Annotated in this window: 24 protein-coding genes and 1 tRNA gene; 19 read left to right on the top strand and 6 right to left on the bottom strand. The window is 72.7% G+C overall.

The features are described 5' to 3' along the window. Positions 1-23: 23 nt before the first annotated feature. The 4 genes from LY05_RS06455 to LY05_RS06440 form a co-directional block, all read right to left on the bottom strand. Complete coding sequence (locus tag LY05_RS06455) at positions 24-1,208, bottom strand: serine hydrolase domain-containing protein (protein WP_148922547.1); 1,185 nt, start codon at positions 1,206-1,208, stop codon at positions 24-26. A 29-nt stretch (positions 1,209-1,237) separates the two neighbouring features. Then, positions 1,238-2,167 carry a class I SAM-dependent DNA methyltransferase gene (locus LY05_RS06450; RefSeq protein WP_083581078.1) on the bottom strand — a complete coding sequence of 310 codons (930 nt, stop codon included), beginning with the start codon at positions 2,165-2,167 and terminating at the stop codon, positions 1,238-1,240. A gap of 52 nt (positions 2,168-2,219) precedes the next feature. Further along, positions 2,220-4,532 carry a tetratricopeptide repeat protein gene (locus LY05_RS06445; protein WP_148922546.1) on the bottom strand — a complete coding sequence of 771 codons (2,313 nt, stop codon included), beginning with the start codon at positions 4,530-4,532 and terminating at the stop codon, positions 2,220-2,222. Positions 4,533-4,678: 146 nt separating this feature from the next. Further along, positions 4,679-5,776: a zinc ABC transporter substrate-binding protein gene (locus tag LY05_RS06440; RefSeq protein ID WP_282957555.1), complete on the bottom strand. Its 1,098-nt coding sequence runs from the start codon at positions 5,774-5,776 to the stop codon at positions 4,679-4,681. A gap of 117 nt (positions 5,777-5,893) precedes the next feature. On the opposite strand from LY05_RS06440, the gene LY05_RS06435 reads away from it, so the two are divergent. The 4 genes from LY05_RS06435 (at position 5,894) to LY05_RS06420 (ending at position 8,546) form a co-directional block, all read left to right on the top strand. Then, positions 5,894-6,433: a Fur family transcriptional regulator gene (locus LY05_RS06435; RefSeq protein ID WP_148922544.1), complete on the top strand. Its 540-nt coding sequence runs from the start codon at positions 5,894-5,896 to the stop codon at positions 6,431-6,433. Positions 6,434-6,525: 92 nt separating this feature from the next. After that, on the top strand, positions 6,526-7,269 hold the full coding sequence (locus tag LY05_RS06430; RefSeq protein ID WP_249041880.1) for an ATP-binding cassette domain-containing protein: 744 nt from the start codon (positions 6,526-6,528) through the stop codon (positions 7,267-7,269). Next, positions 7,266-8,072: a metal ABC transporter permease gene (locus tag LY05_RS06425; RefSeq protein WP_072745943.1), complete on the top strand. Its 807-nt coding sequence runs from the start codon at positions 7,266-7,268 to the stop codon at positions 8,070-8,072. Before LY05_RS06430 ends, LY05_RS06425 begins: the two co-directional genes overlap by 4 nt. Before the next feature lie 141 nt (positions 8,073-8,213). Continuing rightward, the gene (locus tag LY05_RS06420) at positions 8,214-8,546 is read left to right on the top strand and encodes a hypothetical protein (RefSeq protein ID WP_148922542.1); all 333 of its coding nucleotides are present in this window, start codon (positions 8,214-8,216) and stop codon (positions 8,544-8,546) included. Between the two features lie 121 nt (positions 8,547-8,667). On the opposite strand, the gene LY05_RS06415 is transcribed toward LY05_RS06420, so the two are convergent. Both LY05_RS06415 and LY05_RS06410 read right to left on the bottom strand, forming a co-directional pair. Then, entirely contained in the window at positions 8,668-10,050 is a 1,383-nt protein-coding gene (locus tag LY05_RS06415; RefSeq protein ID WP_072745941.1) for a dipeptidase, read from the bottom strand. Positions 10,051-10,118: 68 nt separating this feature from the next. Then, a complete protein-coding gene (locus LY05_RS06410) occupies positions 10,119-10,592 on the bottom strand; it encodes a tellurite resistance TerB family protein (RefSeq protein ID WP_148922541.1) in 474 nt (157 codons plus the stop codon). 269 nt (positions 10,593-10,861) lie between these two features. Here LY05_RS06410 and LY05_RS06405 point away from each other — a divergent pair. The 15 genes from LY05_RS06405 (at position 10,862) to nuoI (ending at position 21,746) form a co-directional block, all read left to right on the top strand. After that, a tRNA-Asp gene (locus tag LY05_RS06405) sits at positions 10,862-10,938 on the top strand. A gap of 194 nt (positions 10,939-11,132) precedes the next feature. Then, on the top strand, positions 11,133-11,498 hold the full coding sequence (locus LY05_RS06400) for an NADH-quinone oxidoreductase subunit A (protein ID WP_072745939.1): 366 nt from the start codon (positions 11,133-11,135) through the stop codon (positions 11,496-11,498). Further along, on the top strand, positions 11,489-12,043 hold the full coding sequence (locus LY05_RS06395) for a NuoB/complex I 20 kDa subunit family protein (protein ID WP_072745938.1): 555 nt from the start codon (positions 11,489-11,491) through the stop codon (positions 12,041-12,043). Before LY05_RS06400 ends, LY05_RS06395 begins: the two co-directional genes overlap by 10 nt. Positions 12,044-12,067: 24 nt before the next feature. After that, positions 12,068-12,673, top strand: a complete 606-nt coding sequence (locus LY05_RS06390; protein ID WP_072745937.1) for an NADH-quinone oxidoreductase subunit C — start codon at positions 12,068-12,070, stop codon at positions 12,671-12,673. Then, positions 12,670-12,843, top strand: coding sequence for a hypothetical protein (locus LY05_RS15110; RefSeq protein ID WP_170258853.1), 174 nt, complete (start codon positions 12,670-12,672; stop codon positions 12,841-12,843). The genes LY05_RS06390 and LY05_RS15110 overlap by 4 nt, the downstream gene beginning before the upstream one ends. Then, the gene (locus LY05_RS06385) at positions 12,843-14,048 is read left to right on the top strand and encodes an NADH-quinone oxidoreductase subunit D (RefSeq protein ID WP_148922624.1); all 1,206 of its coding nucleotides are present in this window, start codon (positions 12,843-12,845) and stop codon (positions 14,046-14,048) included. The genes LY05_RS15110 and LY05_RS06385 overlap by 1 nt, the downstream gene beginning before the upstream one ends. Positions 14,049-14,057: 9 nt before the next feature. Continuing rightward, positions 14,058-14,282 (top strand): hypothetical protein, encoded by a 225-nt coding sequence (locus LY05_RS06380; RefSeq protein ID WP_148922540.1) that lies wholly within the window; start codon positions 14,058-14,060, stop codon positions 14,280-14,282. Continuing rightward, the gene (nuoE, locus tag LY05_RS06375) at positions 14,283-15,284 is read left to right on the top strand and encodes an NADH-quinone oxidoreductase subunit NuoE (RefSeq protein WP_148922539.1); all 1,002 of its coding nucleotides are present in this window, start codon (positions 14,283-14,285) and stop codon (positions 15,282-15,284) included. Positions 15,285-15,319: 35 nt separating this feature from the next. Next, entirely contained in the window at positions 15,320-16,015 is a 696-nt protein-coding gene (locus LY05_RS06370; protein ID WP_148922538.1) for a hypothetical protein, read from the top strand. A 147-nt stretch (positions 16,016-16,162) separates the two neighbouring features. After that, positions 16,163-16,390, top strand: coding sequence for a DUF5337 family protein (locus tag LY05_RS06365; RefSeq protein WP_072745932.1), 228 nt, complete (start codon positions 16,163-16,165; stop codon positions 16,388-16,390). A 1-nt stretch (position 16,391) separates the two neighbouring features. Continuing rightward, positions 16,392-17,687 carry an NADH-quinone oxidoreductase subunit NuoF gene (gene nuoF, locus LY05_RS06360; RefSeq protein WP_072745931.1) on the top strand — a complete coding sequence of 432 codons (1,296 nt, stop codon included), beginning with the start codon at positions 16,392-16,394 and terminating at the stop codon, positions 17,685-17,687. Between the two features lie 5 nt (positions 17,688-17,692). Then, positions 17,693-19,690 carry an NADH-quinone oxidoreductase subunit NuoG gene (nuoG, locus tag LY05_RS06355; protein WP_148922537.1) on the top strand — a complete coding sequence of 666 codons (1,998 nt, stop codon included), beginning with the start codon at positions 17,693-17,695 and terminating at the stop codon, positions 19,688-19,690. Further along, positions 19,687-20,220 carry a hypothetical protein gene (locus tag LY05_RS06350; protein ID WP_148922536.1) on the top strand — a complete coding sequence of 178 codons (534 nt, stop codon included), beginning with the start codon at positions 19,687-19,689 and terminating at the stop codon, positions 20,218-20,220. The genes nuoG and LY05_RS06350 overlap by 4 nt, the downstream gene beginning before the upstream one ends. Further along, the gene (gene nuoH / locus LY05_RS06345) at positions 20,220-21,242 is read left to right on the top strand and encodes an NADH-quinone oxidoreductase subunit NuoH (protein ID WP_072745928.1); all 1,023 of its coding nucleotides are present in this window, start codon (positions 20,220-20,222) and stop codon (positions 21,240-21,242) included. Before LY05_RS06350 ends, nuoH begins: the two co-directional genes overlap by 1 nt. 12 nt (positions 21,243-21,254) lie before the next feature. After that, positions 21,255-21,746, top strand: coding sequence for an NADH-quinone oxidoreductase subunit NuoI (gene nuoI, locus LY05_RS06340; protein ID WP_072745927.1), 492 nt, complete (start codon positions 21,255-21,257; stop codon positions 21,744-21,746). The last annotated feature ends 90 nt before the right edge of the window (positions 21,747-21,836 follow it).

Here is a 21,836-nt window from a genome sequence, read left to right as displayed (position 1 = left end):
CGGGGCGTGGGCGCCTTGCGCGCTCAGGTCAGGGCGGCGGTCAGCATGGTCTGGAAATCCTCGCTCGCGCCCGGCCAGTCCAGGTTCTGGGCCATGACCAGCGCGTGCAGGCCCGATGCGGGATCGACGGTGAACCAGGTCTCGGCCGCGCCGGACCAGCCGAACTCGCCCTCGACCGCCAGGATGCGCCGCCCCTGCGGCCCCAGCGCGCGGCGAAAGCCCAGTCCGAAGCCATAGCCGCCCAGCCCCGGATGCGCGCTTTCATCCAGGATCTCGAGCCGCAGGGGCAGGAAGCGCTCGGGCACGTGATTGGCCGTCATGTATTCGAGCGTCCGCCGCCCCACCAGCCCGGGCTGCGGTCCGCGCCCCATCGCCAGGCGCAGCAGCGCGCCCGAGAAGCGCGCGTAATCCTCGAGCGTCGAGAACAGCCCGTGCCCGCCGCGCGCGAAATCCGGCCGGTCGGCGGGATAGGCGCGCGAGACGTCGATGACCCGCGCCGCGCCCGTTTCCTTGTCGCGGCCCAGATGCATGCCCATGATCCGGCCGCGCTCGGCCTCGGGCACGAAGTAGCCGGTCTCGGCCATGCCCAGCGGCCCCAGCACCCGCCGGCGCAGGATGTTGGGCAGGGGCTCTTGCTCGATTTCCTCGAGCAGCGCGCCCAGCACGTCGGTCGCCGCCGAATAGCGCCAGCCGCAGCCGGGCTCGAAATCCAGCGGCAGCGCCGCCAGCGCCCGCACCGCCTCGCGCAGCGGCACGGCGGCGTCGAGAAAGCCGGTGGCGGCGAACTCCTTCTCGAGCGGCTCGCCGCGGAAGCCGTAGAACAGCCCCGCCATGTGCGTGAGCAGGTGCAGCACCGTGATCTGCCGCTCGGCCGGGCGCAGCGCGCCGTCGGGGCCGCGCACCTGCATGCGGGCGAATTCGGGCAGCCAGCGCGCGATGGGCTCGTGCAGGCGCAGGCGGCATTCCTCGACCAGCTGCATGGCCGCGATCGAGACGATGGGCTTGGTCATCGAATAGATGCGGTAGATGGGCGCCGCGGGCATGGGCGCGCCGCCGATCTCGCGCGCGCCGGCGCGGCCGGCGTGCAGGGGCGCGCCGTCGGGGTCGGCGATCAGCCACTCGATGCCGCCATAGCGGCCGCGCGCCGTCCAGTCGGCCATGCGCGCGTCGAGAAGCTCCAGCATGCGGCGGTCAAGTCGCGGGGTCATCGGGGTCTCCTTGGCGGATGAAAAGGGGATCAGCCCTCGCGGCGGGCGAGAAACAGCTGCCCCGGCTCGGGGCGGCCCTCATTGGTGCGCACGACGATGTCCTCGACATGGAAGGGGCTGAAGCCCGCTTCGGCGAGGGCGGCGCGCAGGTAGGATTCGCGATGCGCATAGCGATGGTTCGGCGCCACCAGCCAGCCGCGCTCGGGGGCCAGATCGGGCGGCGGCGTTTCGGTGGTCAGCGCCAGCACCGCCCCCGGCGCCGCGACCGCCGCCGCCGCCTCGAGCAGCGGCGCCACGTCGCCCATGTAGGGCAGCACGTCGGTCGCCACGATCAGGTCCCATTGCGACTCGTCCTCGGGCGCCTCGTCGGGGGCGCGCAGGAACTCGACCGCCTCGCCCATGTAAAGCTCGTCATACGCGCCGCGCTCGTCGGCCAGCTCGAGCATCCCGGCCGACAGGTCCACGCCGTCGATGCGCGCGCACAGGTCGCGCAGCGCCTCGCCCGCAAGCCCCGTTCCGCAGCCCAGGTCCAGCATGCGCGCATAGGGGCCCGGGGCCAGCCGCTCGAGCCGGTCGCGCAGCAGCATCGGCGCGCGATAGGACAGCGCCCCCACCAGCGCGGCGTCGAAGATCTCGGCATGCTGGTCGAACAGCGTCTCGACATAGGCCGGCGGCGCGCCCGGCGGCGGATCGGCGCGGCCGATGGCCGCAAGGCGCACCGAGACGCCGCAGCGGTCGGCCGGATCGAGGCGCAGCGCCTCGCGGTAGAAGCGCGCGGCCTCGTCCGGCGCGCCGCGCTTCTCGGCCGCCAGACCCGCCTCGTAGGCGCGCGCCAGGGCCTCTTCGTCGACGGGGGGCGGGACGGCGCGGTCGGGCGGGCCCTCGGCGCCGGATTCGGCCTGGGCCTCGCGGCCGGCTTCGCGGCGGGGATCGTCGGGTCCGGAGCGGGGGTCGGTCATCGGAAGGTCCTTCGCGTGCGCGCGGCGGCGCGGCGGGCGGCGCGACGGCCGCTCATTCGCGCGCCCCTGCGGCGGGTTCGCCCGCCCCGGCCGGGGCGGGGTCGGCGTAGCCGTAGCGGTCGTCGGGGCCGTCATAGGCGTAGATCAGCTCGGCCTCGGACGGGACGGGGGCGATGGCGCGCATGCCCGAGCGCTTGTCGCGCGGGCCGGCGGGATAGCGCATGACGCGCGCGCGCACGGGCCGGCCGAGGGCGTCGCGCGCCTCGATCAGCGCGCCGTGGCGGGTGTAGTCCTGCACCCGCCCGTCGGCGAAGCTGCGCCGCCAGCCCAGCGGCCGGCCCCGTTGGTCGTAAACGTAGTCGTCGCGCCAGGCGCGCAAGGGGTGCAGCATCGGGTCGGCGTAGCGCTCGGCCAGCTCGTCGGCGTCGTATTCGACCGACAGGATGCGCCCGTCCTCGGCATAGACGCGCTTCTGCCGCGGCGGGAAGGCGATCGAGATGAACGAGGGCGCGCCGTGCATGGCGCCGTTGTCGGCGAAGACGCCGATGTCCACGCGCTGGCCGTCCATGTCGGGCCGCCCCGGAGGGGGCACGCGCTCGTGCCAGGCGACGACGATCTCGGCGCGCGTTCCGTCCGGGTCGAGCGGGACGATGCGCACCTTGTCCGGGTCGCCGCGCAGCAGGACCCACTTGAAGCGCAGCTTGCGCCCGTTCGGGTCGCGCGTGTCGGCGGCGCTGACGATCATGCGCCGCTCGCGCGCCGTGCCGCGGAAGATCCGCGCGATGGCCGAGGGCGTGTCGAAGAGCCGCTCGCTCAGCCCGTCGCCGAACAGCTCGACGCCCGGGGCGGGGGCGCTTTCGCGCTCGACGCGCAGGCGCGTCAGGGGCGGCAGCGCGTCCATGGCGATGGCCTGGGCGCGCCCGGCGATCTTGAGCAGGTTGAGCGAGTCGCCCTCGAACACGGTCGGGTGGGCGCGCCCGCTCAGATAGTCGTCGATGGTCGAGACGTGATTCTGCCCCCAGCGGATCAGCAGCTGCAAGGTCGGGCCGATCAGCCCCTCGCGCCGCGCCAGGGCCTTGGTCTGGGGGCGCAGCGCCGCCAGGGCCGCGGCCAGGGCGCGCAGCAGCGGCCGGTCCGAACCCGACGAGCCCTGGCTGATCAGCATGTGCGGCGTGTTGGCCGGAAAGACGTCGCCCCAGAAGGGATCGTGGTCCCTGTGCTCGGGATGGACGTAGAGCTGGTTCGACTCATAGGCCTGCGCCGCGCGCGCGGCGCCCTCGGGCTCGGTCATCGCCAGGCGCGGCATCGAGCGCCAGAAGGCCCCGGATGTGCGCGCGGTGGACGAGTTGCCGATGGTCGGCGCGCCGAAATCGGCGGGCTTGCGGGGCGAATAGTCGAACATCGCCGCCCGCGCCGCCGGCCCGTAGCGCGTGCGCGTCAGCTGCGGGAACATGTCGAGCGGCAGGCGCGAGTGGTCGCGGTCGAGGTTGTCGTAAAGATCGCCCGCATTGCCCGCGGCGCGCCCCTCGGCGAACAGGCGGTTGACGAGCCTGGCCGTGCGGGCCGCCGCGCCCTGCGGGTCGCCGCGCACGATCATGGCGGGCGCGCGCGGGGGCGGGGGCGGCGGCAGCGCCAGCGCGTAGCGCACCAGGTGCGCCTCGCGGTCATAGGCCGCGTTGGCCGCGTCGAGGCGCAGCTCCTGACCCTCGGGGCGGGCGGCGACGGGCGGCGGCGGCGCGCGCAGCGCCTCGGGCGGCGGCGGCGAGTCGAGCAGCGCCAGGATCGGCGTCATGCGCGCATCCCTGGCAAGCGCGGCGAAGGGCGGCCAGCCCTCGATCGTCTCGCGCCCGCGCAGGCCCAGCCTGGCGGCGGCGGCCAGGCTTTCGAGCGCGCCCTCGGCGTCGCCGCGCGCGGCCAGCAGCATCGCGCGGCTGCGGTGCAGGGCCTGCATGCGCGGATAGCGCGCCAGCATCGCCTCGAGGATGCGCAGCGTCGCCGCGTCGTCGCCCGCCTCGAAGGCGCGTGCGACGGCGCGCAGGCGCTCGAAATAATGCCATTGCTCGAAGGCGTTCATCTGCTCGGGACGCAGCGCCTGCGCGGGCGGCGCGAAGTCCGGCGCGACGTCCGCCGCGTGCGCGGGCGCGGGGCGCGCGCTGGGGGGCGGCGCGCCCTGCGGCGCCGCGGCGGGGCCCGCGCCCTGCGCCGCGGCGGGGGCGCGCTCTTGCGTCGGGGGCGCCTCGGCCGCGCGCGCGGGCAGGGCGGCCAGAAGCGCCGCCGCCGCGGCCAGCGCCGCGCGTCGGGCAAGGGCGCGGAGGGCCGGATGGCGGATCGGCGGGCGGCGTCGGGCGGTGGCGGAGCTGCGCATGCGCCGAACTCTAGAAGGCCCGCGCGCGCGCGGCAATCGGCCATGGGCGGCGCGCCGTCCGCCGCAGGGCCCATGGGACCGCGCGCGGCGGTCGAGGCCGGCCTTATCCCCGGCGCATGTCGGCCGCGCCGCGATCGGCGCGCCGATCAGCCCGCTTCTGGGGCGAGGCAGGCGCGCAGATCCCGCGCCAGCCCCTCGATCAGCGCGGGGTAGAGCCCGGGTCCCGGCGCCAGCCCCGCGCCCAGCGGGTCCAGGCTGGCGGCGCGCGCGCCCGTTCCCTCGATCAGCGTCGCCACCAGCCTTGGCGGGAATTGCGGCTCGGCGAAGACGCAGCGCGCGCCCGTCTCGCGGATGATCCGCCGGATCCGCGCGACCTGCCGCGCGCCGGGCTTGCGCGCGTCGCCCGGCGAGACGGCGGCCGCGGCGGCGATGCCGAAACGGCGCTCGAAATAGCGGTAGGCGTCGTGGAAGACGATGTAGGGACGCCCGCGCGCGGGCGCGACGATCTCCTCGACCCGCGCCGTCAGGGCCTCGAGCTCGACGGCGCCGGCGGCGGCGTTGGCCGCATAGCGCGCGGCGTTCTCGGGGTCGATGCGCGCCAGCTCGGCCGCGATGGCCTGAAGCCACAGCTTCGCCGCCGCCGGGTCGAGCCAGGCGTGCGGATCGGGCGCGAAGCCCGGCGCCGCGCCATGGCCCGGGCCGGCGCGATCGTCGCCGCGCGCTTGCTCGTCATGCCCGTGCCCGTCATGGTCGTGGTCGTGGTCGTGGTCGTGGTCGTGGTCGAGGTCGCCATCGCCGCGCGCTTGGCGCCCGCCTGCGTCGCCCCCTGCGTCGTCATGGCCGTGATCATCATGGCCGTGATGGGCGTGGCCCTGCGGCGCGGGCAGCAGCGGCAGGCCGGGCACGTCCAGCAGGGTCAGACGCCGCGCCTGCGGGGCGAGCGCGTCAAGCGCCTTCGCCATCCACGGCGTCAGCGCCGGCCCGACCCAGATCACCAGATCCGCCTGCGCCAGGCGTCGCGCGTCCGAGGGCCGCAGCGCCGCGTCATGCGGCGAGGCGCCGGGGGGCAGGATCAGCTCGGGCGCGCCCACGCCGGCCATCGCGCGCGCCGCAAGCGCGGCGATGGGCGGAATGTCGGCGGCCACGCGCGGCGGCCCGGCCAGGGCGGCGGGCGCAAGCAGCATCAGGGCCGCCGCCAGCCTCAGGGCCGGTCGCGCAGGGGGGGCGGGGGGCGTTCGCGTCATGGCGGCTCTCTTTCCTTGGCGTGCGTCATGCGGCATGGCGGCCCCGGAGGCGGGGTCTTGCGGCCGCGTGCGGACGTCATTAAAAGGAAATGAGATAACATTTCAAGTTGGAACGCCATGCCCGCCTCGCATCCCCCCGCAGGCGCGCCCCCCGCGCGCTCGGCCGCCTTTCGCGCTCATGACCACGAGGCCTGCCGCGCGGCCGCGCTGCGCGCCGCGCAGGCGGCCTGCGCGGGTTCGGGCGCCGGGCGGCTGACGCCCGCGCGCCGGCGCGTGCTCGAGATCCTTCTCGAAAGCCACGCCGCGCTCGGCGCCTACGAGATTCTCGACCGCCTGCGCGACGAGGGGCGCAACGCCCGCCCGCCGGCGGCCTATCGCGCGCTGGATTTCCTGGTGGCGCAGGGGCTGGTGCATCGGATCGAGCGGCTCAACGCCTTCGTCGCCTGCGCCTTTCCGGGGCGCGATCATGCGCCCGCCTTCCTGGTGTGCCGCGCCTGCCGCCGCGTCGCCGAAACCGCCGCGCCCGGCGCGGTGGCCGAGCTGGACGCGGCGGCCGGGCGGGCGCGATTCGCGCTCGAATCGCTCTCGCTCGAGGCCGAGGGCCTGTGCCCCGAATGCGCCCCGCGCCAGGACCCGCGCCAGGAGGAAAGGCCGTGACCGCCCCCCGGAGCGCCGCCCCGAGCGCCCCCCCGAGCGCCCGCGTGAACGCCCCCGCGCGCCAGCCCGCGGCCGCGCGCGAATCGGCCCCGCTGATCGCCGCGCGCGGCGTTTGCGTGCGCATCGAGGGGCGGACCGTTCTGCGCGACGTGGATCTCGAGATCCGCCCCGCCGAGATCGTCACCATCCTGGGCCCGAACGGATCGGGCAAGACGACCCTTCTGCGCGCGCTGATCGGCGCGCTGACGCCCGATGCGGGCGAGATCCGCCGCAGCCCGGATCTGCGCGTGGGGCATGTGCCGCAGCGCCTGTCGCTGGACCGGACCATGCCGCTGACCGTCGATCGCTTTCTGGCGCTGTCGGGGGCGCGCCGCGCGGCGCGTCAGCAGGCGCTCGAGCGGGTGGGGATCGGCGGGCGCGCCGGGGCGATGATGGCGGCGCTGTCGGGCGGCCAGTTCCAGCGCGCGCTGCTGGCGCATGCGCTGTTGCGGCGGCCCAACCTGTTCGTGCTGGACGAGCCGACCCAGGGGCTGGACCAGCCCGGAGTCGCCGCCTTCTACCGCCTCATCGAGGATCTGCGCCGCGAGACGGGCGCGGCGGTGCTCATGGTCTCGCATGATCTGCACGTGGTCATGAGCGCCTCGGACCGCGTGATCTGCCTCAACGGGCATGTGTGCTGCTCGGGCGCGCCGCATGTGGTGGCGCGCGCGCCCGAATACCGGGCGCTGTTCGGGCTGGGCACGCAGGGGGCGCTGGCGCTTTACCGGCACGAGCACGATCACAGCCACGCCCATGACGGGCCGGCCCCGGCGCGCGAGGAGGCGCCGCGCGAATGAGCTTTCTGGACGATTTCATGGCCCGCGCGGCGCTCGCCGGCATCGGGCTGTCGCTGGCGGCGGGGCCGCTGGGGTGCCTGGTGGTGTGGCGGCGCATGGCTTATTTCGGCGACGCGGTTTCGCACGCGGCGGTGCTGGGCGTGGCGCTGTCCCTGCTGAGCGGCGCGGCGCCCATGGCCGGGGTTCTGGTCATGGCGCTCCTGATGGCGGCGCTGGTGGCGGCGGGGCCCGAGCGGCTTCTGGCCATGGACGCGATGCTGGGCGTCGCCTCGCACGCCGCGCTGGCGCTGGGGCTGGTGGCGGTGACGCTGCTCGAGGGCGTGCGGGTCGATCTGATGGGCTACCTCTTCGGCGACATACTTGCGGTCTCGCGCGCCGATCTCGTCGCGATCTGGGCGGCCTCGGCGCTGGCGGCGGCGGTGCTGGCGGCGCGTTGGCGGCGGATGCTGCTGGCGACGTTGAGCGAGGATCTGGCGGCGGCCGAGGGCGTTTCGCCAAGGGTCGAGAAATGGTGGCTGGCGCTGGCGCTGGCGCTGCTGACGGCGGCGGCGATCAAGGTGGTGGGCGCGCTCTTGATCACGGCGCTCTTGATCATGCCGGCGGCGGCGGCGCGCACGCTGGCGCGCTCGCCCGAGACGATGGCGCTGGGCGCCGCGGCGGCGGGGGTGGCGGCGACGCTGGGGGGGCTGCGGGCCTCGTGGCTGTGGGATGCGCCGGCGGGCCCGGCGGTGGTGACGACGGCGGCGGCGATCCTCGCGCTTCTGGGCGCGGCGCGCGCGCTGCTGGGCCGGCGCGCGGGCTGAACCTGCCGAAAGGAGGGCGGCCGGCGCGCTCGCCCGCCGCCTCCGGCCCGTTTCATGGCCCCCGCGCGCCTTGGGTGCGGTTGCCAAGCGCCCCGCGGCGCGCCAGATTTCGCCGCGCTAGAGCGAACGAGCGAGGCCGCAATGAACGACAAGCCCCCGGCGAGGACCCCGCCCGCGCGCGGCGACGATCCGCTGGATCCGCGCGGGTTGATCCGCGAGGCCTATCGCATCGAGGGCGTCACCATCGAGGATTGCCGCGCGATCTTCTTCGACTGGGCGCTTGGCCGTTCCGAGGCCGAGGGCTCGCCCGAAGCCGTGGCGGCGCTGCTGGCGCGGCACGGGCCGGGCAATGAGGACCATCCCATGACCGCGATCCTGCGCGCGGGGCTGGAAGAGGCGCGCGCGCCCGTGCGTCGCCGCGGCGGCCGCCGCGCAAGGGCCTGCGCCCCCGAGGGCGGCCGCAAGAAGGGCTGAGCGCCGGGGCCGACGGCCCCGCGCGCTCCGGCGCGGCCGCCGGCGATTCCCCTCGGTCGCTTCAGGCCCGGCGACGCAAGCAAGCCCGTCGCGCCGATCCGGGCGCCGCGGCCGCGCCGCCTCAGGCCAGCCGCTCGAGGATCCGCACCCAGCTGCGGATGCCCTTGTGAAAGCTGCGCAGCTCGTATTTCTCGTTCGGCGAGTGGATGGCGTCGTCGTCAAGGGCGAAGCCGATCAGCATCGACTCCATGCCCAGGATGCGCTGGAAATGCCCCGCCACCGGGATCGAGCCGCCGCCGCCGATGAAGGCGGCCTCGTTCTCCCACTCGTCGCTCAGGGCCTGGCGCGCGGCCTCGAAGGCGGGCAGGGCGGCGTTCATGACGCTGGCGCGCGAGGCGCCGTGCTCGACGAACTCGACCGTGCAGTCCTCGGGCAGGCGGGCGCGCACATGCGCGCGCAAGGCCTCGCGGATGGCGTGCGGGTCCTGATCGCCCACCAGCCGGCAGCTGACCTTGGCCGAGGCGCGGGCGGGGATCACGGTCTTGAACCCCTCGCCGACATAGCCGCCGAGGATGCCGTTGAACTCGCAGGTCGGCCGCGCCCACAGCTGGTTGAGCACGGGCTGGTCCTTCTCGCCGGCGGGCGCGCGCAGGCCGACCTCGCCCAGGAACCGTTCGGCCGAAAAGTCGAGCCGCGCCCACTGCGCCGCGATCTCGGGCGGAACCTCGGGCACGCCGTCGTAGAAGCCGGGCAGGGTCACGCGGCCGTTCTCGTCATGCAGGTCGGCGAGGATGCGCGCCAGGACGCGGATCGGGTTGATCGCGGGACCGCCATACATGCCCGAATGCAGATCGCGCGAGGGGCCGTGCAGGATGATCTCCTCGCCCATCAGGCCGCGCAGCATGGTGGTGATGGCGGGCGTGCGCGCGTCCCACATGCCGGTGTCGCAGATCAGCGCCAGATCGGCCTTCAGCTCGTCGCGGTTGGCCTCCATGAAGGGCGTGAGCGAGGGCGAGCCCGATTCCTCCTCGCCCTCGAGCATGATCGAGACGTCGACCGGCGGCGCGCCCGCGGTCTCGATCCAGGCGCGGCAGGCCTCGAGAAAGGTCATCAGCTGGCCCTTGTCGTCCGAGGCGCCGCGCGCGCGGATCAGCTTCGAGCCGTCGTCGCGCGTCTCGATGCGCGGCTCGAACGGGTCCGAGCGCCATTCGGACAGCGGATCGACGGGCTGCACGTCGTAATGGCCGTAGAACAGCACGCGCCGCCCGCCGGGCGCGCCGCGCCAATGGGCGACGACCATCGGATGGCCGGCGGTCGGGCGCAGCTCGGCCGCGAAGCCCAGCGAGGCCAGCTCGTCGACCAGCCAGCTTGCCGCGGCGTTCACGTCCCCCGCATGGGCGGGGTCGGTCGAGATGGAGGGAAAGCGCAGCAGCGCGAACAGGCGCTCGAGCGCGGCGTCGAGATTCGCATCGGCGCGCGTCAGCGCGTCTTGCAGGCGGGACATGGGCGTTCTCCTTGCGAGTCGGTCATGGGCGCGAGCCGGCCGTGGGCGCGACTCGGCAATGGCGGGGGTCAGGATCCGGGCCCGGGGCCGCGCGCGTCCGGGCCGCCGGCGGCCTCGGCCCTGCGGCGGGCCAGCGCGCCGTCCTGGTCGGACACGCCCAGAAGCGCGCAGACCTGCCGCGCCAGCGCATCCTCTTCGGGGGCGCGGCGTCCGTCGGCCAGGATGACGCGCCACAGCGCCTCGACCAGCGCGGCGCGCTCTTCGTATGGCGTGGCGTTCTTGAGCGCGCGGGTGAATCGCACCGTGTCGGGGGCTTCGCGCTCGATCTCCTCGGCCTGGCGGGTCAGGGCGCGGGCGGCGGCCTGGTCCAGCCCGTGGCGCGCGGCCAGGGCGGCGGCGACGGCGCGGCGCTCGTCCTCGTCGAACACGCCGTCGGCGCGCGCCGCGCGCACCAGCAGCGCCGCCAGCGCCACGCGCCCGTCCTCGGGCGGCAGGGGCTGCGCCGCGCGTCCGCTCAGAAGATCGAGGATCGACTTGAACATGGCGCCCTTTCCTTTCTCCTCGCATCCGCCGCTTCCGGCGACCATCGCGCCGCGCCGGCGCCGATGCAAGGGCCCGGCATCGAGGGGCGGCATCGAGGGGCGGCGCGGCGGGACGATCGGGGCGCGGGCGGGGCGCGGGCGGGGCGCGGGCGGCGGGCGTCCCGGGCGGGGCGAATTTCCGCGCGCGGGGGCGACATCGCCTCTTGACGCCCGCGCGGGGCGGCCCTAAAACCCGCCCCACATCGGGCCGAGGCCCGGTGTCGGCGGCTGCGGTTGTAGCTCAGTCGGTTAGAGTGCCGGCCTGTCACGCCGGAGGTCGCGGGTTCGAGCCCCGTCAACCGCGCCACTCTCTTCGCTCCCCCTCTGTCGTCCGGCACGTCCGCCCCCGCCCCGCGCCCGTCTCCCGCGCGAGCCCTTCGGGCGCAACATCGCCCCGCGCGCGAGGGCGCGCTTGGTTGACCTTGCCCGCGGGCGGGTTTAGAAGCGCCGCAGGTCTTGAAACGCAGGCGTTCGGGACCGTTGCCAGCCGGAGGGCCCCTGATGGAAGACCTTCTTCGCGAGTATCTCCCGATCCTGATTTTTCTGGCCCTGGCGGTGGCGCTGGGCCTGGTGCTGATCCTGGCCGCGGCGGTGCTCGCGGTGCGCCGCCCCGACCCCGAGAAGGTCTCGGCCTACGAGTGCGGCTTCAACGCCTTCGACGACGCGCGCATGAAGTTCGACGTGCGCTTCTACCTCGTCTCGATCCTGTTCATCATCTTCGACCTCGAGGTGGCCTTCCTGTTCCCCTGGGCGGCGGCCTTTCCCGACCATGGCGAGCTGGCCTTCTGGTCGATGATGGTGTTCCTGGCGGTGCTGACGGTCGGCTTCGCCTACGAGTGGAAGAAGGGAGCCCTGGAATGGGAGTGACGCCGCAGTCCGCCTCGAGCGCCGCGCTGTCCGTCGCGGCCGGCCCCGACAAGGAGGCGATGACCCGCCGCCTGTCCGACGAGCTGGCCGACAAGGGCTTTCTGCTGACCAGCGCCGAGGACCTGATCACCTGGGCGCGCACGGGTTCGCTGTTCTGGATGACCTTCGGCCTGGCGTGCTGCGCGGTCGAGATGATGCAGACCTCGATGCCGCGCTACGACGCCGAGCGGTTCGGCTTCGCGCCGCGCGCCTCGCCGCGCCAGTCGGACGTGATGATCGTCGCCGGCACGCTGACCAACAAGATGGCCCCGGCGCTGCGCAAGGTGTATGACCAGATGCCCGAGCCGCGCTACGTCATCTCGATGGGCTCCTGCGCCAATGGCGGCGGCTACTACCACTACAGCTACTCGGTGGTGCGCGGCTGCGACCGGATCGTGCCGGTGGACATCTACGTTCCCGGCTGCCCGCCCACGGCCGAGGCGCTGCTCTACGGCATTCTCCAGCTGCAGCGGAAGATCCGCCGCACCGGAACCATCACGCGCTGAGGCCGAACCCCGGAGGCACGCATCATGAACGAGGCGCTCAAGGAAATCGCCGAACTGGTCGCCCAGCGCCAGCCCGACGCCTTCGTCGCGTCGCGCATCGAGCGGGGCGAGCTGACGATCACCGTCGCGCTCGACCGCATCCCCGAGGCGATCCGCTTCCTGCGCGACGACGCCTCGTGCCGCTTCACCACGCTGGTGGACATCTGCGGCGTGGACTACCCCGAGCGCGAGAAGCGCTTCGAGCTGGTCTATCACCTTCTGTCCATGCACCAGAACCTGCGCGTGCGCGTGAAGGCGCATGTGCGCGAGGGCGAGATCGCGCCCTCGATCGTCGACATCCATCCCTCGGCCAACTGGTTCGAGCGCGAGGCGTTCGACATGTTCGGCATCATGTTCTCGGGGCACCCGGACCTGCGGCGGATCCTGACCGATTACGGCTTCACGGGCTATCCGCTGCGCAAGGACTTCCCCATGACCGGCTATGTCGAGGTGCGCTACGACGAAGAGCTCAAGCGCGTCGTCTACGAGCCGGTCAAGCTGACGCAGGAATACCGGCGCTTCGACTTCATGTCGCCCTGGGAGGGGGCCGAATACATCCTTCCCGGCGACGAGAAGGGGGCGGGCGCGTGATGGAGGGCCTGCTCTACATCGTCATGGCGGCGCTGGTCGTCATCCCGATGTTCAAGCTGCTTCCCGGCTACGGGATCAACCCGCTCTGGGCGCTGATCTGCGCGATCCCGCTCGGGCTGATCGTTCTTCTTTGGGTCATGGCCGCGCGCGCCGACCGGAGGGCTTCGTGATGGACGGACAGGATTTCCGCGCCGCCGAGCAGCGCATCCGCAACTTCAACATCAACTTCGGCCCGCAACACCCTGCGGCGCATGGCGTTCTTCGCATGGTGGTCGAGCTGGACGGCGAGATCGTCGAGCGCTGCGACCCCCATATCGGCCTGCTCCACCGCGGCACCGAGAAGCTGATGGAGGCGCGGACCTACCTTCAGAACCTGCCTTATCTGGACCGGCTCGACTACGTCGCGCCGATGAACCAGGAGCACGCCTGGTGCCTGGCGATCGAGAAGCTGGCGGGGGTCGAGATCCCGCGCCGCGCCTCGCTGATCCGCGTGCTCTATTCCGAGATCGGGCGCATCCTGAACCATCTGCTCAACGTCACCACCCAGGCCATGGACGTGGGCGCGCTGACCCCGCCGCTGTGGGGCTTCGAAGAGCGCGAGAAGCTGATGGTGTTCTACGAGCGCGCCAGCGGCGCCCGCCTGCACGCGGCCTATTTCCGCCCCGGCGGCGTGCATCAGGACCTGCCGCAGGATCTGATCGACGACATCATGGCCTGGACCGAGGAGTTCCCGCAGGTTCTGGACGATCTCGAGGGGCTGCTGACCGACAACCGCATCTTCAAGCAGCGCAACGTGGACATCGCCGTCGTCTCGAAGGAAGAGGCCCAGGCCTGGGGCTTCTCGGGGGTGATGGTGCGCGGCTCGGGCCTGCCCTGGGACCTGCGCCGCGCCCAGCCCTACGAGCTGTATGACGAGTTCGACTTCAAGATCCCCGTGGGCAAGAACGGCGACTGCTACGACCGCTATCTGTGCCGCATGGAGGAGATGCGCGAAAGCGTCAAGATCATGCGCCAGGCGATCGAGAAGCTCGACGCCTGCAAGGGCGAGGACGTGCTGGCGCGCGGCAAGATCGCGCCGCCGCGCCGCGCGCAGATGAAGACCTCGATGGAGGCGCTGATCCATCACTTCAAGCTCTACACCGAGGGCTTCCACGTGCCCGCCGGCGAGGTCTACGCCGCGATCGAGGCGCCCAAGGGCGAGTTCGGCGTCTATCTGGTCTCGGACGGCACGAACAAGCCCTACCGGGTCAAGCTGCGCGCGCCGGGCTATGCGCATCTGGCGGCCATGGACCACATCGCGCGGGGCCATCAGCTGGCGGACGTGTCGGCGATCATCGGCTCGCTCGACATCGTGTTCGGCGAGATCGACCGATGAGCGCGGCGGATGGACTATTGCGAGAAATGGCGTCTGGCGGGGCTTGCGATCGGGCTTGCGCCGTTCGTTCTGGCGCTGTTCGCGGGGACGGCGGCGGCGCGGTGGCCCCGGCGCTTTCTGGCGGGGGCGGCGCTGGCGGCCGCGGCGGTCGTCGTCACGCTTGCGGCGACCCGGCCCGCTTCGCTGATTCTCTGGAACGGGCTGCGGCCCGCGATCTGTGACAGGATGGATTGAATGCTTCGCCGCCTTCATCACGAACAGCCCGACAGCTTCGCCTTCACCCCCGCCAATCTGGAATGGGCGAAGAAGCAGATCGCCAAGTATCCCGAGGGCCGCCAGGCCTCGGCGATCATCCCGCTCCTGTGGCGCGCGCAGGAGCAGGAGGGCTGGCTGACCCGGCCGGCGATCGAATACGTCGCCGACATGCTGGGCATGCCCTACATCCGCGCGCTCGAGGTCGCGACCTTCTACTTCATGTTCCAGCTCCAGCCGGTGGGCAGCGTGGCGCATGTGCAGGTGTGCGGCACGACCTCGTGCATGATCTGCGGCGCCGAGGATCTGATCGCCGTCTGCAAGGAGAAGATCGCCCCCAAGCCGCACCAGCTGTCGGCGGACGGGCGCTTCTCGTGGGAAGAGGTCGAGTGTCTGGGCGCCTGCGCCAACGCGCCCATGGTGCAGATCGGCAAGGATTTCTACGAGGATCTGACGGCCGAAAGCTTCGCCGCCATTCTCGACGCCTTCGCCCGCGGCGAGGTTCCGCGCCCCGGCCCGCAGAACGGTCGCTTCGCCGCCGAGCCCAAGGGCGGGCCCACGACGCTGATCATCCCGCCCGAAGAGCGGCAGGCGGCCAACGCCTCGGTGGCGCTGGCGCTGGCCAAGGGCGACACGATCGCGCGCATCACCGGCGAGGAAGAGGCGTCGCCCGCGGCCGCCGCCGAGGGCGAAGCGCCCGAGCTGATGTCGGCGCCGCCCGCCGAAGGGGCCGATGACCTGAAGAAGATCAAGGGCATCGGGCCGAAACTTGAGAAAATGCTGAACGATCTGGGCGTCTATCTCTACCGCCAGATCGCGGCCTGGACGCCCGCCCATGCGGCCTGGATCGACTCGCGCCTCGAGGGCTTCAAGGGCCGCGTCGCGCGCGACGAGTGGGTGGCGCAGGCGCGCACGCTGGCCGAGGGCGGCAAGACCGAGTTTTCCGAGCGGGTCGAACGCGGCGAGGTTCCCTCGAGCGAGTGACGGCAAGCGGCGCGCGGCGCCAGAAAGGCACGACGATGAGCGACGAGAAGGAACAGGCTGCGCGCCGCTGCGGGCGCAACGGACTGGCCGCCGCGGCGCTGGGCGCGGCGGCGGCGGCGTGGCTCGTCGGCGGCGGCGTCGCGACCAGCGTCGGGATCTTCGTCGTCGCCTTCGTCGTTCTGGCGCTGCTGGCGCGGCGCATCTGCGCGGCGCGCGGGGCGACGCGCGCGGCCGCATCGCCGCCGATCGGCGCGCAGAATTCGGGCGCGCGCGCGGCGTCCGCGCCCGCTGCGGGCGGCATGAGCGGCGCGCAGGAGGCCTCCGCGCCGGGCCAGGGCGCAGACGCCCAGGCCGCGCCCGCCGAAGCCGCGCCTGCTGAAACGGCGCCCGCCGAAGCCGCGCCGGCGCAGCAGGCGGCCCGGGCCGCGGGCGCCGCGTCCGCGACCGGGGCGGGCTCGGGTTCCGGCATGGGAGCCGACGCGCAGCCCGATGCCGAGCTGGCCGCCGCCCATGCGGCGGCCGAGGCCGAGGCCGCGGCGCGGGCCCGGGCCGAGGCGGCGCGCGCCGCCGCGCAGCTGGCCGGCGCGGCCGGAGCGGCCGCCGCCGCGCCGAGCGCCGCCGCCGCGCAGCCCGCGGACCCCGAGCTTGCGGCCGTTCATGCCGCGGCCGAGGCCGCCGCGCGCGCGCGCGCCGAGGCGGCGCGGGCGGCGCAGGCCCTGTCGGGCGGCTGAGGGCGCGGGGCGGAAGACATGCCGGGCCGCGCCCGCCGGGGCGCGGGCGGGGCATGGTCGGCGGCGCGGGCGGGCCATCGGGCGCGACGCGGCCCGGCCGGTCGGGACCATCGGGGCGGCGACGCCCGAAGGGAAGGCGAAGACGAGATGCAGGCGCAAGAGGCGCGCAAGGCGAAGGTCAGGCTGGCGAGCGTCGTCATCGTGGCGGCGTTCCTGTCCTGGATGGGCGTCAGCCTGGCGGGCGGCGCGCTGGGGCTGCCGGCGCGCTACGCCTTCCTTGCGGACATGCTGTGCCTTGCCGCGCTCGGTTGGGCGCTGTGGACGCTGTTGAGAGTCTGGCGCGCCGACGGCGCGGATGCCGGGGAAGGAAAGTAGGATGCTCGCGGATCAGGATCGCATCTTCACGAACATCTACGGGATGAAGGATCGCTCGCTGAAGGGCGCGCGCGCGCGCGGGCATTGGGACGGCACCGCCGGCCTGATCGCCAAGGGGCGCGACTGGATCATCCAGGAAATCAAGGACTCGGGCCTTCGCGGGCGCGGCGGCGCGGGCTTTCCGACCGGGCTGAAATGGTCGTTCATGCCCAAGGAGAGCGACGGGCGCCCGCACTATCTGGTCGTCAACGCCGACGAATCCGAGCCGGGAACCTGCAAGGACCGCGAGATCATGCGCCACGATCCGCACACGCTGATCGAGGGCTGCCTGATCGCCGGCTTCGCCATGGGCGCGCATGTCGGCTACATCTACATCCGCGGCGAGTTCATCCGCGAGCGCGAGGCCCTTCAGGCCGCCATCGACGAGGCCTACGACGCCGGCCTTCTGGGCCGCAACGCGGCCGGCTCGGGCTGGGATTTCGACCTTTACCTGCATCACGGCGCGGGCGCCTACATCTGCGGCGAGGAGACGGCGCTGCTCGAAAGCCTCGAGGGGCGCAAGGGCATGCCGCGCCTCAAGCCGCCCTTCCCGGCCAATGCGGGCCTTTACGGCTGCCCGACCACGGTCAACAACGTGGAAAGCATCGCCGTGACGCCCACCATCCTGCGCCGCGGCGCGGCCTGGTTCGCCGGCTTCGGGCGGCCGAACAACTCGGGCACCAAGCTGTTCGCCATCTCGGGGCATGTGAACAATCCCTGCGTGGTCGAGGAGTCGATGTCGATTCCGCTGCGCGAGCTGCTCGAGCGCCACTGCGGCGGCGTGCGCGGCGGGTGGGACAACCTCAAGGCGGTGATCCCCGGCGGCTCGTCCGTGCCGCTTCTGCCCAAGTCGATCGCGGACGAGGCGATCATGGACTTCGACTGGCTGCGCGAGCAGCGCTCGGGCCTGGGCACGGCGGCGGTGATCGTGATGGACAAGTCCACCGACGTCATCAAGGCGATCTGGCGGCTGTCGAAGTTCTACAAGCACGAGAGCTGCGGCCAGTGCACCCCCTGCCGCGAGGGCACCGGCTGGATGATGCGGGTGATGGACCGTCTCGTGCGCGGCGAGGCCGAGATCGAAGAGATCGACATGCTGCTCGACGTCTCCAAGCAGGTCGAGGGCCACACGATCTGCGCGCTGGGCGACGCGGCGGCCTGGCCGATCCAGGGCCTGATCCGTCATTTCCGCGACGAGATCGAGGACCGCATCAAGGCGAAGAAGACCGGCCGCGCAAGCGCCGTGGCGGCGGAGTGACCATCATGACCGACCTTCGGAAGATCGAGATCGACGGCAAGGAGATCGAGGTGGATGGCGCGATGACCATCCTCCAGGCCTGCGAGGAGGCCGGGATCGAGATCCCGCGCTTCTGCTATCACGAGCGGCTGTCGATCGCGGGCAACTGCCGCATGTGTCTGGTCGAGGTGGTGGGCGGCCCGCCCAAGCCGGCGGCCAGCTGCGCCATGCAGGTGCGCGACCTGCGCCCCGGTCCCGAGGGCCAACCGCCCAAGGTGCGCACCAACTCGCCCATGGTGAAGAAGGCGCGCGAGGGGGTGATGGAGTTCCTGCTCATCAACCACCCGCTCGACTGCCCGATCTGCGACCAGGGCGGCGAGTGCGACCTGCAGGACCAGGCCATGGCCTATGGCGTGGATTTCAGCCGCTATCGCGAGCCCAAGCGCTCGGCGCTGGACATGGATCTGGGGCCGCTGGTGGCGACCTGCATGACGCGCTGCATCTCGTGCACGCGCTGCGTGCGCTTCATCACCGAGGTCGCCGGCGTGCCCGAGCTGGGCCAGACGGGCCGCGGCGAGGACAGCGAGATCACCTCGTATCTGGGGCGCATGCTGACCTCGGAGCTGCAGGGCAACGTGATCGACCTGTGCCCGGTGGGGGCGCTGACCTCGAAGCCCTACGCCTTCACCGCCCGCCCGTGGGAGCTGCGCAAGACCGAGAGCATCGACGTGATGGACGCGCTCGGCTCGAACATCCGCGTGGACGTGCGCGGGCGCGAGGTGATGCGCATCGTGCCGCGCAACCATGACGGCGTGAACGAGGAATGGCTGGCCGACCGCTCGCGCTTCCTGTGGGACGGGCTGCGCCGCCAGCGCCTGGACCGGCCCTATGTGCGCCGCGCGGGCAAGCTCGAACCCGCCAGCTGGGACGAGGCCTTCGCCGCCGTGGCCGAGGCGGTCAAGGGCCGCAAGGTCGCGGGCGTGGCGGGCGACCTGGCGCCGACCGAGGCGATGTTCGCCCTGCGTCTGCTGGTCGAGGGCCTGGGCGGCGCGGTCGAGTGCCGCGTGGACGGCGCCAAGCTGCCGGCCGGCAACCGCGCCGCCTATGCGGGCACGGCGCGCATCGAGGACATCGACGCCGCGCGCCGCATCCTGCTGATCGGGACCGACCCGCGCCAGGAGGCGCCGGTGCTGAACGCGCGCATCCGCAAGGCCTGGCTCAACGGCGCCGAGATCGCGCGCATCGGCGCGCCCTCGGATCTGACCTATCCGGTCGCGCATCTGGGCGAGGGCGCCGAGGCGCTGCGCGCCGCGCTGGCCGAGGACTCGGGGCCGACGCTGGTGATCGTGGGGCAGGGCGCGCTGACGGGCGAGGACGGCGCCGCGGTGCTGGCGGCCGCGCAGCGCCTGGCGGCGCGCGAGGGCGGCGGCCTTCTGGTGCTGCACACGGCCGCGGCGCGCGTGGCGGGCATGGATCTGGGCCTGACGACCGAGGGCGGTCTGGACGAGGCGCTGTCGGCCGAGGTGATCTTCAACCTCGGCGTGGACGAGATCGACATGCCCGACGGCGCCTTCGTCGTCTATCAGGGCAGCCATGGCGACCGCGGCGCGCATCGGGCCGACGTGATCCTGCCGGGGGCGGCCTACACCGAGGAATCGGCGATCTTCGTCAACACCGAGGGCCGGCCGCAGCTGGCCAACCGCGCCAACTTCCCGCCGGGCGACGCGCGCGAGAACTGGGCCATCCTGCGCGCGCTGTCGGGCAAGCTGGGCCAGCCGCTGCCCTTCGACACGCTCCAGCAGCTGCGCGCGCGCATGTTCGAGGCGGCGCCGCATCTGCGCGCCATCGACCTGGTCGCGCCGAACGAGGGCCCGCTGCTGCCCGAGGGCGAGCTGCGCACGCCGGTCTTCCGCAGCCCGGTGCGCGACCACTATCTGACGAACCCGATCCTGCGCGCCTCGGCGCTGATGGCCGAGCTCAGCCGGCTCAAGCGCCAGCGCGAGACGAAGGCGGCGGCGGAATGAGGCCGGGCCGAGCGACATCGGGGCGCGCGCGCGCCGGCGCGGCGGCGCTGGCGGCGCTGGGCGCGGCCGAGGCGCGGGCGCAGATCACGCCCGACGATTTCGCCGCCTTCCTGTCGGCCCCGCGCGAGGTGCGCGCGGCGCGCCTTGCGCCCAGCGCGCGCGGCGAGGACGGGCGCGAGGTGGTGTCCGTCGCCCTCGAGGCGGCGTTCGTCGTGGCCGGCCTTTCGGACGACAAGGCGCGGGCGCTGGCGCAGACCATGCCCTTCGCGCTTGCGCGCTGCGTGGCGGCCGACTACGCGGTCGAACGCGGCGCGGCGCAGCTGCGGACGCTGGGCGGGCGCATGTCGGCGCGCGAGAGCGCGCTGAACGGCGCGCGCGCGGTCGAGACGGCGGCGCGCTATGGCTTCGCGCTTGGCCCCGCGACGCCGGCCGAGGCGGGCGCGGGCGCCTTCGACGCGGCGCTGATGGCGCGCGACTGCGCCGCCAACGCATCCATTCCCAAATACGACGTCATCGGGGGACCCAAGTGATGGAGACCGGTTTCTGGAGCGCCTACGCCTGGCCGGGCATCGTGATCCTCGCCCAGTGCCTGCTGGTGCTCGTGCTGCTTCTGGTGGCGCTCGCCTTCCTGCTTTACATGGACCGCAAGGTCTGGGCGGCGGTGCAGCTGCGGCGCGGGCCGAACGTGGTGGGCCCGTTCGGGCTGCTGCAAAGCTTCGCCGACTTCCTGAAGTTCGTGTTCAAGGAGATCATCGTCCCGGCGGGCGCCGACAAGACGGTCTTCTTCCTGGCGCCGCTGATGAGCTTCGTGCTGGCCGCGATCGCCTGGGCGGTGATCCCCTTCGCGGATGGCTGGGTGATCTCGGATCTGAACGTCGGCATCCTCTACATCTTCGCGGTCTCGTCGCTCGAGGTCTATGGCGTGATCATGGGCGGCTGGGCGTCGAACTCGAAATACCCGTTCCTGGGGGGGCTGCGCTCGGCGGCGCAGATGATCTCCTACGAGGTCTCGATCGGCCTGATCATCGTCGGCGTGCTGATCTCGACCGGCTCGCTGAACCTGACCGAGATCGTGCGCGCGCAGGACGGCGCCTATGGCTTCCTCAGCTGGTATTGGCTGCCGCATCTGCCGATGGTGCCGCTGTTCTTCATCTCGGCCCTGGCCGAGACGAACCGCCCGCCCTTCGATCTGCCCGAGGCCGAATCCGAGCTGGTGGCCGGCTATCAGGTCGAGTATTCCTCGACGCCCTACCTGCTGTTCATGATCGGCGAGTATCTGGCCATCGTGCTGATGTGCGCGCTGGTGACGATCCTGTTCTTCGGCGGCTGGCTCAGCCCGGTGCCGGGGCTGCCGGACGGGGTGTTCTGGTTCGTGGCGAAGGTGACGCTGGTGTTCTTCCTGTTCGCCATGGTCAAGGCGATCGTGCCGCGCTTCCGCTACGACCAGCTGATGCGGCTGGGCTGGAAGGTTTTCCTGCCCATGAGCCTGGGCTGGGTTGTGATCGCGTCGATGCTGGCCCATTACGGCGTTCCCGGCTATGCGCGCTGGTAAGGAGAACTGGTGATGGCTTTGACGCTCAAGCGCGCGGCGCGCTCGTTCCTTCTGCTGGACTTCATCGAGGGGTTCCGGCTGGGCATGAAGTATTTCTTCAAGCCCAAGGCGACGGTGAACTATCCGTTCGAGAAGGGGCCGCTTTCGCCGCGCTTTCGCGGCGAGCACGCGCTGCGCCGCTATCCCAACGGCGAGGAGCGCTGCATCGCCTGCAAGCTGTGCGAGGCGATCTGCCCCGCCCAGGCGATCACGATCGAGGCCGCGCCGCGCGAGGACGGCTCGCGCCGCACCACGCGCTACGACATCGACATGACCAAGTGCATCTATTGCGGCTTCTGCCAGGAGGCGTGCCCGGTGGATGCGATCGTCGAGGGGCCCAACTTCGAGTTCGCCACGGAAACCCGCGAGGAGCTCTTCTACGACAAGCAGAAGCTGCTTGAGAACGGCGAGCGCTGGGAGGCCGAGATCGCGCGCAATCTCGAGCTGGACGCGCCCTATCGGTGACGGCGCCGGCGGCCCACGCCGCCGGCCATTCGCAACGACATGCGCCGCCCGGCGGCGCGCAGCAACCAAGACGCCGCGACGCGGCGGCGC

The organism is Oceanicella actignis (assembly GCF_008124525.1).
Lineage (GTDB): Bacteria > Pseudomonadota > Alphaproteobacteria > Rhodobacterales > Rhodobacteraceae > Oceanicella > Oceanicella actignis.
This window is presented reverse-complemented; position numbering and strand designations above follow the sequence as displayed.